The organism is Janthinobacterium sp. B9-8 (genome assembly GCF_000969645.2).
Taxonomy (GTDB): Bacteria; Pseudomonadota; Gammaproteobacteria; order Burkholderiales; family Chitinibacteraceae; genus Iodobacter.
Window position 1 is genome coordinate 3579075 of sequence record NZ_CP014222.1, and the last position, 13027, is coordinate 3592101.

At 52.8% G+C, this 13027-nt stretch carries 11 protein-coding genes; all 11 read left to right on the plus strand.

What is annotated here, in order from left to right; genetic code table 11:
- The first annotated feature begins 15 nt into the window (after positions 1-15).
- The 11 genes from mraZ (at position 16) to murC (ending at position 12977) form a co-directional block, all read left to right on the plus strand.
- On the plus strand, positions 16-453 hold the full coding sequence (gene mraZ, locus VN23_RS16170; protein ID WP_046352535.1) for a division/cell wall cluster transcriptional repressor MraZ: 438 nt from the start codon (positions 16-18) through the stop codon (positions 451-453).
- Positions 454-532: 79 nt separating this feature from the next.
- Positions 533-1465 carry a 16S rRNA (cytosine(1402)-N(4))-methyltransferase RsmH gene (gene rsmH, locus VN23_RS16175; protein WP_046352534.1) on the plus strand — a complete coding sequence of 311 codons (933 nt, stop codon included), beginning with the start codon at positions 533-535 and terminating at the stop codon, positions 1463-1465.
- Positions 1462-1755, plus strand: a complete 294-nt coding sequence (gene ftsL, locus VN23_RS16180; protein WP_046352533.1) for a cell division protein FtsL — start codon at positions 1462-1464, stop codon at positions 1753-1755. The genes rsmH and ftsL overlap by 4 nt, the downstream gene beginning before the upstream one ends.
- On the plus strand, positions 1752-3623 hold the full coding sequence (locus VN23_RS16185; RefSeq protein WP_046352532.1) for a peptidoglycan D,D-transpeptidase FtsI family protein: 1872 nt from the start codon (positions 1752-1754) through the stop codon (positions 3621-3623). Before ftsL ends, VN23_RS16185 begins: the two co-directional genes overlap by 4 nt.
- 124 nt (positions 3624-3747) lie before the next feature.
- Positions 3748-5229, plus strand: coding sequence for a UDP-N-acetylmuramoyl-L-alanyl-D-glutamate--2,6-diaminopimelate ligase (locus VN23_RS16190; protein ID WP_046352531.1), 1482 nt, complete (start codon positions 3748-3750; stop codon positions 5227-5229).
- The gene (locus VN23_RS16195; protein WP_046352530.1) at positions 5229-6593 is read left to right on the plus strand and encodes a UDP-N-acetylmuramoyl-tripeptide--D-alanyl-D-alanine ligase; all 1365 of its coding nucleotides are present in this window, start codon (positions 5229-5231) and stop codon (positions 6591-6593) included. The genes VN23_RS16190 and VN23_RS16195 overlap by 1 nt, the downstream gene beginning before the upstream one ends.
- Complete coding sequence (gene mraY, locus VN23_RS16200) at positions 6594-7682, plus strand: phospho-N-acetylmuramoyl-pentapeptide-transferase (protein WP_046352529.1); 1089 nt, start codon at positions 6594-6596, stop codon at positions 7680-7682.
- A 189-nt stretch (positions 7683-7871) separates the two neighbouring features.
- The gene (murD, locus tag VN23_RS16205; RefSeq protein ID WP_046352528.1) at positions 7872-9257 is read left to right on the plus strand and encodes a UDP-N-acetylmuramoyl-L-alanine--D-glutamate ligase; all 1386 of its coding nucleotides are present in this window, start codon (positions 7872-7874) and stop codon (positions 9255-9257) included.
- 1 nt (position 9258) lies between these two features.
- On the plus strand, positions 9259-10446 hold the full coding sequence (gene ftsW / locus VN23_RS16210) for a putative lipid II flippase FtsW (RefSeq protein WP_231743279.1): 1188 nt from the start codon (positions 9259-9261) through the stop codon (positions 10444-10446).
- On the plus strand, positions 10443-11510 hold the full coding sequence (gene murG, locus VN23_RS16215; RefSeq protein WP_197432937.1) for an undecaprenyldiphospho-muramoylpentapeptide beta-N-acetylglucosaminyltransferase: 1068 nt from the start codon (positions 10443-10445) through the stop codon (positions 11508-11510). Before ftsW ends, murG begins: the two co-directional genes overlap by 4 nt.
- A 78-nt stretch (positions 11511-11588) precedes the next feature.
- Positions 11589-12977 (plus strand): UDP-N-acetylmuramate--L-alanine ligase, encoded by a 1389-nt coding sequence (gene murC, locus VN23_RS16220; protein WP_046352527.1) that lies wholly within the window; start codon positions 11589-11591, stop codon positions 12975-12977.
- Positions 12978-13027 lie beyond the last annotated feature (50 nt).

The following is a 13027-nucleotide window of genomic DNA, read 5'->3' on the forward strand; positions in this document are numbered from 1 at the left end:
AAAGAGTAAATCATCATGTTTGGCGGTGTGGCATCTTTAAATCTCGACAGCAAAGGACGATTGGCAATTCCTGCCAGGCATCGTGACGTGCTGGGGATTCACTGTGCTAACCAATTAGTCATTACGGCTGAGCCATCGGGTTGCTTACTTCTTTATCCTTCACCTGATTGGTTGCCGGTGCGCGATCAACTTAACCGTCTTTCTGGCGCTCAGATGCCTATTCGCCGTTTTATCGTCGGCCATGCCGAAGAGATCGAACCCGATAGCGCTGGGCGCATTTTAATTCCGCCTCGTTTACGCCAGCTGGCAGGCCTCGATAAAGAAGTTGCCTTGGTAGGAATGGGCAATAAATTCGAGCTATGGGATGAAGCCCGCTGGGCTGCCCAAGTTCAAGCCGTTATGGAGATCAGTCCAGACGACTTGGCAAAACAAATGCAGGACATTGTACTTTGACCCTGATTCATACAATTCGCCTTGAAGAGGCCGTGCGGGGCATCAACGGCCACATTAACTTTTTACAAGGCATCGTGCTTTGACGCTTATTCACACCACCGTTTTGCTTGACGAGGCCGTGCACGCACTGGCGATCAAGCCAAATGGCATTTATGTCGATTGCACTTTTGGCCGTGGCGGCCACTCGCGCCTTATTCTTTCCAAGCTAGGTCCCGACGGGCGTTTGATTGCTTTTGATAAAGATCCAATGGCGATTGCTGAGGCAGCCACCATTAACGATCCGCGCTTCACCATCGTGCACGAAGGCTTTGTTAATTTGCAGAAAGAATTAAACCTACGTGGTATCGAGTATGTAGATGGCGTGCTGATGGATTTAGGTGTGTCATCCCCACAGCTGGATGACGCTAGCCGTGGCTTTAGTTTTCGCTTTGATGCTCCGCTCGATATGCGCATGGATACAACGCGTGGCATGACAGCGGCCGAATGGCTGAACTTAGCCGATGAGAAAGACATTGCAGAGGTGGTAAAAGACTATGGCGAAGAGCGGTTTGCTAAACAGGTTGCAGCAGCGATTGTTGCGAGTAGAACGGGAGAACCGATTTGCACCACCGGCCAGCTTTCCCAGATTGTCGCAACAGCCGTCCGTAGCCGCGAGCCGGGGCAGAACCCGGCGACACGTACCTTCCAGGCTATACGGATTTACATCAATCGCGAGCTTGAGGAGCTTGCGCTAACCCTGCCGCAGGCTTTGCAAATGCTGAATCAGGGCGGGCGCTTCTCGGTGATTGCGTTTCATTCCCTAGAAGATCGCATCGTAAAACGCTTTCTGCAAGATGCAGCGCAAGGCGACAAGCTGCCTTCCCGCTTGCCTGTGCGTGCGGCTGATATTGCCGAGCCACCGGTCAAAATTATTGGCAAGCCAATCCGCGCCAGTGAAAAAGAAGTCGATGAGAATCCGCGTGCCCGTAGTGCCATCTTGCGCACGGCGGAGCGAACAGGAATAGCTCTGTGACTCGTTTAAACCTTTTTTTGCTCGTTATCTTAATTGCATGCGCGCTGGCTTTGATTACCAGCCAGCATAAAGCCCGCAAGTTTTATGGCGAACTGCAAAAAGAAGAAGTGTTAAGCCGCAAACTCGATGTTGAGTGGGGGCAATTACAGCTAGAGCAAAGTACTTGGGCTATGCATTCGCGTATTGAAGCAGAAGCAACACAAAAATTAGGCATGCAAGTGCCGGGGCCAAACCGCACGCAAGTGATCTTGCCGCACGGTGAACGCGTAGCCAAACCGGTGACAGAATGAAATTAGCAAGGCCGCCCAGACAAGCAGGCGGGCAATCTCGGCATCAGCGTTTTGCAACACCCGCTCCCACACTAGAGCGCTGGCGGGTATGGGTGGTAGTCGGTTTCTTGCTATCCCTGTTTGCCGTACTACTTGGCCGTGGCCTGTATTTGCAAGCGTGGAACGAGGGCTTTTTGCAGGAGCAAGGCGACGCACGTTATATGCGCAACCTGAAGCAAGCTTCCAACCGCGGCATGATTACCGATCGCAATGGTGAGCCACTGGCTATCTCAACACCTGTGCAGTCGATCTGGGCCAGTCCACGCGGGATGACTCTGTTGCCAGCAGGCCAGGAGCGCCCAACAGATTGGGAGCCGAAATCAGATAAAGACCCTGTGCCGGTTTCACGTAGTGAAATCAAAAAACTAGCAGGCGCATTACAGCTAAGCGAAGACGAGATTACCAAGAAGTTAAGTATCTCTCGCAAGAACACCAAAGGCGATATCATCCGCCCCGATTTTCTCTGGCTACGCCGGCATATGTCGCCAAACGATGCCAAGACCGTGATGGCGCTCAATGTACCGGGTGTTTACACGCAAACTGAATACCGCCGCTATTACCCGGCGGGCGATGTGATGGCGCATATCGTGGGCTTTACCGATATCGATGGCAAAGGGCAGGAAGGCTTTGAATTAACCCGTGAAGCGATGCTGGCGGGAAAACCCGGCAGCCGCACCGTGATTCGTGATCGACGCGGCTACATCGTTGAAGACGTTTCAACCATTGTTCCGGCTAAAGACGGCGAAACATTGCAATTATCGATCGACCGCAAGATTCAGTATCTGGTTTACAGGGAACTGAAAAAAGGCATCGAAGCCGCAGGTGCCATAGCTGGTGCTGCCGTTGTACTCGATGCAAAAACCGGTGAAGTACTGGCCTTGGCCAATTTGCCCTCATACAACCCAAACAGCCGTGAACGCGTCGATTTAGCCAGAAAACGCAATCGGGTACTGACTGATATTTACGAGCCGGGCTCGACCATGAAGCCCTTTATTGTGGCGGCAGGTTTAGAGCAGGGGCTGATTAAGCCAACAACCATTATCCAAACCTCGCCGGGGCGGATGACGATAGGGCCAGCCACTTTTAAAGATACAAGAGATTACGGCGCATTAAACCCCGAGGGCGTACTGAAGCATTCAAGCAATGTGGGGGCAGCCAAGATTGGCCTGATGATGGGGCGTGAAGAATTATGGGGATACTTTAATAACTACGGCTTTGGTGCATCAACACATAGTGGTTTTCCGGGAGAGGCATTTGGCCGGGTTCGGCCCTGGAAAACCTGGCGACCGATTGAGCAGGCCACCATGTCTTTTGGTCACGGTCTTTCAGTAAGCCTGATGCAAATGGCGCGGGGCTACACCGTATTTACCAATCATGGCGAAATGAAGCCGATCACCTTTACCAAGATGGTGGCTCCAAGCCCGGGTAAGCAAGTGGTCTCGGCCCAAACTGCAGATTTAGTAAAAAACATGCTGGAAAGCGTAACCCAGGCAGGTGGTACAGCGGCAAGAGCCCAAATTGTAGGCTTTCGGGTAGGCGGTAAAACAGGGACAGCACGCAAGATTGTGAACGGCCAGTATTCCAGAGAAAAGTACGAAGTATCGTTTATTGGTTTTGCCCCCGTATCCAACCCGCGTTTGATTGTGGCGGTCTTGATTGATGAGCCTTCCACAGTAGGGAATCGTTATTACGGCGGAACCGTTTCAGCCCCGGTGTTTCAGGAAATTATGTCGGGCAGTTTGCGTATGTTAGGCGTACCACCCGATGCACCGATTACCAATATTTTGTTGCCGGGGCTTGATGCGCCGGAGTTGAAAGAAGAAACGTAATTGATTGCGAGTGAAGGCTTTGCAGTGCGGGTAAGCCCTGCCAAAACAGACCGACCTTTGTAAACAACGACAAATTATCCACTCCACATTCCGTGACCCACATCCCGGAGCTGAAGGAAGAAATATGAAAGCTGTGAGCTGGAACCTCCCTACTCTCGACCTTCCTGCGATTGACGCCATCGCGGCGAACGCGCGCCTTGTGGTCGATAGCCGCAACATTCAGCCCGGCGATGTATTCCTCGCTTTTGAGGGCGAATATGCCGATGGCCGTAGCTATATCGCTGACGCCATCGCCGCTGGTGCTGCAGCTGTCTTGTGGGAAGCCGAAGAATTTGTATGGAATCCGGCATGGCAAACACCCAATCTGGCGATTCCGCAATTACGCGCTCAAGCGGGTATTGTGGCCGCACATTTATTAGCTAATCCATCCCGCTCGATGTTTGTGACCGGTATTACCGGCACCAATGGCAAAACATCGATTGCCAATTGGCTGGCACAGGCGTTTAACCTGCTTGGCCATAAAACCGGCGTACTGGGCACGCTGGGCAATGGCTTTATTGATAAATTAGAAAGCTCCACCCATACCACACTCGATCCTGTCACCCTGCAAGGCTGGTTGTCCCGTCTGCATAGTGAAGGGGCCAGCCATATCGCAATGGAAGTCTCCTCGCATGGTTTGGAGCAAGGGCGTGTGCACGGCACAGACTTTGATGTAGCCGTGTTTACCAATCTGACCCGTGATCATCTCGATTACCACGGTGATATGGCGAGCTACGGCGCTGCCAAAGCTAAATTATTTGCGTGGGAAGACTTAAAAGCTGCTGTCATCAATACCGATGATGCTTTTGGGCGCGAATTAGCATCGCAGTGTAAAGCCCCACGCGTACTGACTTATGGCTTGGAAAACGGCGGAATTCGCGCCACCAGCGTTGAGCTCACCCTTTCCGGCCTAGAAATGGAAGTCGCCACGCCCTATGGCCTGTGCAATATCAGCTCACCGATGCTGGGCCGCTTTAATGCCAGCAATCTGCTGGCCTGCTTGTCTGTATTGCTGGCTGCCGATGTGCCGCTCGCTAAAGCCGCCCATATTCTGGGGCAAATTCAGCCTGCGGCCGGCCGGATGCAAAAACTGGGGGGTGACGAGCGCCCTCTGGTCGTGGTGGATTACGCCCACACACCGGATGCCTTAGAAAAAGCGCTGGCTACCCTGCGCGAATCCATGCCAGAGAAAAGCCGCCTTTACTGCATCTTTGGCTGCGGTGGGGATAGAGACAAAGGCAAGCGTCCGCTTATGGGCGAAATCGCCTGCCGCCTGGCCGATGCGGTAATTATCACCAGCGACAACCCACGCAGCGAAACACCACAAGCCATTATCCAAGACATCGTGCGCGGTGTTTCCGGCGTACCCGGCACCGGCCATGCCAATTACAGCATTGATTCAGACCGCGCCTCAGCGATTGTAGATGCCATTGATGTGGCAAGCGCCAAAGACGTTGTGCTGATCGCAGGCAAAGGCCATGAAACCTATCAGGAAATCGCAGGCATTCGTCATCCTTTCGATGATGTCGCCATTGCCAACCGTGCATTAGCAAGGAAGAAAAAATAATGTTGTCGCTGCAAGAAACCGCACAGGCCTTAAAAAGCCCTCTCACCGGCAATGGCGAAGCGCGCTTTACGCGTGTCACCACCGATAGCCGTGATATCCGTGCGGGTGATTTATTTATTGCTTTGCGTGGGGAGAAATTCGATGCCCACCAGTTTGCCAATGCGGCAATTGCAGCGGGTGCAGTGGCTGCCATCGTCGATACGCCTATTGCTGGCCCACATATTTTAGTGCCGGACACACTGGCTGCACTAGGGCAGCTCGCTGCATTCTGGCGAGAGCTGCTGGCAAAAACAGGACAAATCGTCATTGGTGTAACCGGCAGCAATGGCAAAACCACGGTCAAAGAAATGATTTCAGCCGTGCTGGGCCATTACAGTGGCAGCGATACGGTGCACGCCACCTACGGCAATCTAAACAACCATATCGGCCTGCCGCTTACCCTTTTGGCCGCCCGTGCAAGCCATCGCTATGTGGTTGCCGAAATGGGTATGAATCATTTTGATGAAATCAGCTACCTCACCCATATTGCCAAGCCCAATATTGCCATCATTACCAATGCTGGCCGCTGCCATTTAGAAGCGCTCGGCAGCGTGGCTGGTGTAGCGCAAGCCAAGGGCGAGATTTTTGCGGGTTTAGTGGCTGGTGGCTACGCCATTATTAATGCCGACGATGACTACGCACCGCTCTGGCGCGAGCTGGCAAAAGATCACCCGCAAGTCAGCTTTAGCCTGAACAATGCCGATGTTTTTGCGCGCAATGTATGCGCCCATTTGCACGGCGCGCAATTTACCCTCTGCACTCCCGATGATTCGGCTCAGGTCGATTTGCAACTACCGGGTTTGCACAATGTACTCAATGCCTTAGGCGCAGCCGCCGTGGGCCACGCTTTAAGTATTGGTGCCGAAGATATCGCCAGCGGGCTAGCCAGCTACCAAGGCACCAAAGGCCGCCTGCAAAGCAAGACCGCATTTAACGGTGCAAAAGTACTTGATGATACCTACAACGCCAATCCCGATTCAATGAAGGTAGCCATTGATGTTCTGGCAGGCTTTGGCCCGGAAACACTGCTGATACTCGGTGATATGGGCGAAATTGGCCCTGACGCACCAGAGCGGCACCAAGAAATTGGCGCGTATGCCCGCAGCAAAGGCATACGCAGGCTTTACACTCTAGGCGAGCAAATGCAGCGAGCCAGCACAGCATTTAGCGATGCTGCACAACATTTTGCTGACATAAGCGATTTGATTGCAGCGGTGCGCGCTGATTTAACGCCAACGACCACAGTGTTGGTCAAAGGCTCGCGTTTTATGCACATGGAACGAGTCGTGGACGGCTTGAATACAAACGACTTGGAGACGAAGTAAATGTTGTTGCTGTTAACCCAATGGCTTGGCGAATCAGTTCGCGCCTTTAATGTTTTTAACTACCTCACCCTGAGAGCCGTGCTGGCAACGATGACCGCACTGGGCATCTCATGGACGATGGGCCCTTGGGTCATTAAAAAACTAACCGATTTAAAAGTTGGCCAGGTTGTTCGTACTGATGGCGTACAAACCCATCTGATTAAAGCAGGCACGCCAACGATGGGCGGCACGCTGATCCTGCTGGCAATTGGCTTAACCACCCTGCTGTGGGGCGATTTACGCAATAAATATGTCTGGCTGGCCCTCACAGTAACAATGGCAACGGGCGTGATTGGCTTTATCGATGATTACCGCAAAATTGCCCTGAAAGACCCTAAGGGCATGTCGGCCAAAGCCAAATTGTTCTGGCAATCCTTGATCGCCATTGGTGCAGGGGTATTTCTGGTGCATGCCGGCGGTAGCCTGCCTGCAAACACCGGCTTTGTCGTGCCGTTTTTCAAGCAGATTCTCTATCCATTTGGCGCAGTGGGCTTCTGCGTACTGACTTACTTTGTAATTGTAGGTACGAGTAATGCCGTCAACTTAACCGATGGTCTGGATGGCCTGGCGATTATGCCAACCGTGCTGATTTCCTTTGCTTTCTGCGTTTTTGCCTATGTAGCCGGCAATGTGGTGTTTTCCAAATACCTTGGTGTGCCCCATGTGCCCGGCGCAGGCGAGCTAGTGATTTTCTGCGCGGCAATGGCCGGTGCAGGGCTTGGGTTTTTATGGTTTAACGCCTACCCCGCTGAAGTCTTTATGGGCGATGTAGGCGCACTCGCCCTCGGCGCAGGCCTTGGCATTGTGGCGGTGATTGTTCGTCAGGAAATCGTTTTGCTGATTATGGGTGGTGTATTTGTGATGGAAGCGCTGTCGGTGATGATTCAAGTCGCCAGCTTTAAGCTGCGCGGTAAACGGGTATTTAGAATGGCCCCGATTCACCATCATTACGAATTAAAAGGCTGGAAAGAAACGCAAGTGGTTGTGCGCTTCTGGATTATCACCATGCTGTTGGTATTAGCCGGTTTAGCAACGTTGAAGCTGCGTTAATTATTGAAAGACAAACCTAGGTCTTGAACCACGGAGGAAAAGGAGAGCACAGAGGGGCACGGAGAAATGCAAAGAGAATCACACGCGCATTTACCCGTTCTGAAGGTTTTCTCTGTGTAACTCCGTGTTCTCTGTGCCCTCCGTGGTTCAAGATTTGGGTTTTAGCTTGTAGACATTGAAGAGAAAAAAATGAATTACCAAGGCAAACATTGCATCGTTGTGGGTTTAGGCGAATCGGGCTTTTCTGCTGCTAAGTGGCTGGCCGCTCAGGGTGCGCGCGTGACTGTGGCCGACAGCCGCAGCGCTCCGCCGAATGTAGAGCAACTCCATGCCGCTCATGCCGATATCGAATTGCGCTTAGGCGCGTTCAGCGATGCCACGTTTGTTGATGCCGATGCGCTGATTGTTAGCCCCGGCGTGCCGCTTGCCACGCCAGCCATTACTGCGGCTGTCGCCCGTGGTGTGCCTGCCTTAGGTGATGTGGAGTTATTCGCCCAGGCGATTTCCGGCTCTGCCGCTAAAGTGATTGCGATTACCGGCTCCAACGGCAAATCAACCGTTACCAGCATGGTTGGCCAGATGTGCGACGCCGCGGGCTTAAAAACAGTAATGGCTGGCAATATCGGCCTGCCAGTGCTTGATGCACTCACAGCCAGACCGGATGCCGATGTGTTTGTGCTGGAGCTTTCCAGCTTTCAGCTCGAGACCACCACCTCGCTCAATGCAGATGCGGCAACGGTACTCAATATCAGCGAAGACCATTTAGACCGTTATAAAAATCTGGCGCATTACGCTGCCACCAAGGCCGCCATCTTTGCAGGCACAGGCGTCGTGGTTCTAAACCGTGAAGACACGCATTGCCTTGCTATGGCAACTAAGCTGGAATCCCGCCACATCGTCTGGTTTGGTGCTGATGAGCCGCGCGCAGCAAATGAGTACGGCCTGAAAGGAAGTGAATTCACTTTAAGCTACGGTAGCGAAGCATTCTTTAATGCGGCCGATCTGCCTGTAGCTGGCTTACACAATGCAGTCAATGCACTTTCCGCCATCGCGCTTTGCCGTGCCATTGGCTTAGAAACCGCCCCGCTGCTCGCCGCACTGAAATCATTCACGGGCCTTGCGCACCGGGTTGAGTTTGTTGCCACGGTTCAAGGCGTTGATTACTTTGATGATTCCAAAGGCACCAATGTAGGCGCCACCGAAGCGGCACTCAAAGGCATGACTCGCCCTGTGGTGTTGATTGCCGGAGGGGACGGCAAGGGGCAGGATTTTCGCCCGCTTAAAGCTGCTTGCGAGCGCATTTGCCGTGCGGTGATTCTGATTGGCCGCGACGCGCCGATTCTGGCCGAGGCGCTCAACGAAGCTCAATCGCAGTTTGTAGATTTCGATAACGAACATCTGCTGCCTATTTTGCAACTGCCCACCATGGAAATGGCCGTGCAATTTGCCAGCAACTTTGCCGAAAGCGGTGATGTGGTTCTGCTTTCCCCAGCTTGCGCCAGCCTAGATATGTACCGCAACTATCACCACCGCGCCGAAGTATTTATCGCTGCGGTAAAAGGTCTGGGGGCCTGACGTGCGCCAGCTATTTTCTCAAGCTATCAAGCGGCTTCGCCCCAATATGGCGTCCTATGATCAGGCGCTGTTCTGGTGCATTACCCTGCTGCTGACGATTGGCTTGGTGATGGTGTATTCCTCATCGATTGCGATGGCCGAAGTGGATAAAGACACAGGCTTTCGCTCAAATTACTTCCTGATTCGCCATGTCATTTTCTTAGTAGTGGGGATTGCAGGCGCATTTACTGCTTTTTCAATTTCTACCAAAACATGGCAGCAGTATTCATCCACGCTGTTTTTGATCGGCATGATTTTGCTCGTGATGGTGTTGATTCCCGGCGTGGGACGCGAAGTAAACGGTAGCCGCCGCTGGCTATCACTGGTGGTGATTAACTTGCAGCCTTCCGAGCTAATGAAGCTGTTTGTTGTGCTTTATGCCGCCGATTACACGGTGCGCAAAGCCATCAGCATGACAGGTTCATTTATGGAAAGCGTCAGCAAAGTGCTGTTTCCGATGTTTATGGTAATGGCACTGGTGGGTGCGCTCTTGCTGCTGGAGCCAGACTTTGGCGCCTTTGCCGTGATTACCGCCATTGCGATGGGTACGCTGTTTTTAGGTGGCTTTAATTGGAAGCTCTTTGCCGGACTGTTTATCTTTCTGGGCGTGGCCTTCGTGGGCTTGGTGGTCAGCTCGCCTTACCGTATGCAACGCGTGCTGGGCTTTTTAGACCCCTGGAAAGACCCTTACGGTAAAGGCTATCAGCTCAGCCACTCGCTCATTGCATTTGGCCGTGGTGAATGGAGTGGCGTAGGCCTTGGTGCGAGCGTGGAAAAACTATCCTATCTGCCCGAAGCCCATACCGACTTTTTGATGGCCATCATTGCAGAAGAATTTGGTTTTGTCGGCGTTGCGACCGTGATTTTATTATTTGTATTTCTGATCTTTCGCGCCTTTATGATCGGCGTGCAAGCTGCAAAACTCGAGCGCCACTGGCAGGCACTGACTGCACAAGGCGTAGGGATCTGGATAGGTGTGCAATCGTTTATCAATATTGGCGTGAATATGGGCCTGATGCCCACTAAGGGTCTTACTCTGCCCCTGCTGTCTTTTGGCGGCTCGGGCATCGTGGCCAATTTGATTGCACTAGGTGTGTTAATGCGGATCGATTATGAAAATCGCCAAATGATCAGGGGGTATCGGGCATGAGTCAACGTACCCTGATGGTGATGGCAGGTGGCACAGGCGGGCATATTTTTCCTGCGCTAGCGGTAGCCAATGAATTAAAAGAGCGTGGCTGGAAAATCATCTGGCTGGGCGCTGCTGGGCGTATGGAAACACGCATCGTGCCAGAGCATGGAATTGATTTAATCACGCTGCAAATTGATGGTGTGCGCGGCAAGGGCCTCTTAAAAAAACTCAGCCAACCTTGGGTACAGCTAAAAGCACTCTGCGGCGCATTCAAAGTGATTTTTGAGCATCGCCCGGATATAGCGATTGGCTTTGGCGGCTTTACGGGGTTTCCAGGAGGCATCGCTATGCGCATGCTGTGGCTGCCGCTGGTGATTCATGAGCAAAACTCGGTAGCAGGGCTCACTAATAAAGTGCTGTCCAAAATCGCCAACCGTGTGCTGTTTGCTTTCCCAAGTGCTTTTCCGGCTAAAGACGGCTGCATCGGCAATCCGGTCAGGGCAGAAATTCAAGATTTACCGATACCAGCAACGCGTTTTGCTGGCCGCACTGGCCCGCTCAAGCTTTTAGTTGTTGGCGGCAGCTTGGGTGCTCAGGTCTTTAACGAAGAAGTACCTAAAGCACTGGCTCTGCTCGCAGCAGACCAACGCCCAGAGGTAATTCATCAGGCGGGTGAAAAACATATCGATGCTTTGCGCGCCAATTATGCCGCCGCGGGAGTCAGCGCAGAGTGCGTGGCCTTTATCGGTGATATGGCTCACGCCTACTCTGAGGCTGATCTGATACTGTGCCGCGCCGGAGCGCTTACGGTGGCCGAGCTAGCTTGTGTTGGCGTTGCCTCCGTGCTCGTACCCTTCCCACATGCCGTAGATGATCACCAAACCGGCAATGCCCGCTATTTAAGCGAAAACGGTGCAGGCCTCTTATTACCACAAAAAGAATTTAATGCCGCTACCTTTGCCCAATTACTAACCCAAACCAACCGTGAGCAATGTTTGGCAATCGCCACGCTAGCACGCGGCTTGGCAAAACCGGATGCCACGATGCAAGTGGTATCGGTGATTGAAGAATTAGCTTTGTAAGGTGTACAAGAACCTTGTTCACCGAACTTGTAAATGTAAATGCTCAAAATTTAAAGAAAGAACCAATCAGAGTCGATGATGAAACACAAAGTTAAACGTATCCATTTTGTAGGCATAGGCGGCGTCGGCATGAGCGGCATCGCTGAAGTCTTGCTCAACCTTGGTTTTGAGATCAGTGGCTCAGACCTTGGCAGCAGCGCAACAACCCAGCGCCTGAGCGCTGCGGGTGCAGATGTGCACCTTGGCCACGCGGCAGACTATGTAGCCAATGCAGATGTAGTGGTGATTTCCAGCGCAGTAAAAGATGATAACCCTGAGGTGATCGAAGCACGCAGCCGCAAGATTCCGGTGGTACCACGGGCACAAATGCTGGCCGAGCTGATGCGTTTAAAGCAAGGCATCGCCATTGCTGGCACGCACGGCAAGACCACCACCACCAGCCTTACTGCTTCAATTTTAGAAGCAGCAGGGCTTGACCCTACTTTTGTGATTGGGGGCAAATTACACGCCGCAGGCAGCAATGCCCGCTTAGGCCATGGCGACTTTTTAGTGGCTGAAGCCGATGAAAGCGATGCGTCTTTTTTGCTGCTCACACCGGTGATTTCGGTAGTGACCAATATCGATCAAGACCATATGGATACCTATGGTCACGATTTTAATAATTTAAAGAAGGCGTTTATCACCTTCTTGCAGCATCTGCCCTTCTATGGCCGTGCCGTGTTGTGCATTGATGATCCTTATGTGCGCGAGATTTTGCCACAGGTCACCAGCCCGATTACCAGCTATGGCGTCAGCCCGGATGCCATGCTGCGCGCTGAGAATATCGTAGCGCTCGATGGCCGTATGCAATTTGATGCGGTATGGGAAAACGGCGAATCACGCCGCCTGCCGATCACGCTGAATATGCCTGGCATGCACAATGTACTCAATGCCCTCGCCGCGATTGCAGTGGGGATTGAAGTAGGCGCAGATGAAGCCGCCATTCAAGCGGCGCTTGCCGGTTTCCAAGGGGTAGGCCGACGCTTTCAGCGCTATGGCGAAATCGCACTTGAAACAGGCGGCAGCTTTACGCTGGTGGACGATTACGGCCATCACCCTGTTGAAATGGCCGCCACTATTGCTGCTGCGCGTGGCGCATTTCCGGGGCGACGTCTAGTGCTGGCTTTTCAGCCGCACCGCTATACCCGCACCCGCGATTGCTTTGAAGATTTTGTACAGGTTCTATCCACGGTTGATGGCTTATTGCTCGGCGAAGTGTATGCCGCCGGCGAAGCTCCAATTGTGGCAGCAGACAGCCGCAGCCTGGCCCGCGCCGTGCGCGTGGTGGGCAAGGTAGAGCCGCAGTTTGTAGCCGACATCAATGAAATGCCAGCCACCATCATGGCTGCAGCCAAAGACGGCGATGTCATCATCACCATGGGCGCAGGCACGATAGGCGGCGTTCCGGGCAAGGTTGCTGCATTGTAAAAACAAAAGATCTGTAGACACAAAGGAAGAGCACAGAGCACACAAACCTT

Bases quoted from the DNA above. Each gene is read 5' to 3' on its own strand.
- VN23_RS16190 (WP_046352531.1), top strand. From the start codon at position 3,748: ATGAAAGCTGTGAGCTGGAACCTCCCTACTCTCGACCTTCCTGCGATT.
- mraZ (WP_046352535.1), top strand. From the start codon at position 16: ATGTTTGGCGGTGTGGCATCTTTAAATCTCGACAGCAAAGGACGATTG.
- murG (WP_197432937.1), top strand. From the start codon at position 10,443: ATGAGTCAACGTACCCTGATGGTGATGGCAGGTGGCACAGGCGGGCAT.
- VN23_RS16185 (WP_046352532.1), top strand. From the start codon at position 1,752: ATGAAATTAGCAAGGCCGCCCAGACAAGCAGGCGGGCAATCTCGGCAT.
- murD (WP_046352528.1), top strand. From the start codon at position 7,872: ATGAATTACCAAGGCAAACATTGCATCGTTGTGGGTTTAGGCGAATCG.
- mraY (WP_046352529.1), top strand. From the start codon at position 6,594: ATGTTGTTGCTGTTAACCCAATGGCTTGGCGAATCAGTTCGCGCCTTT.
- murC (WP_046352527.1), top strand. From the start codon at position 11,589: ATGAAACACAAAGTTAAACGTATCCATTTTGTAGGCATAGGCGGCGTC.
- VN23_RS16195 (WP_046352530.1), top strand. From the start codon at position 5,229: ATGTTGTCGCTGCAAGAAACCGCACAGGCCTTAAAAAGCCCTCTCACC.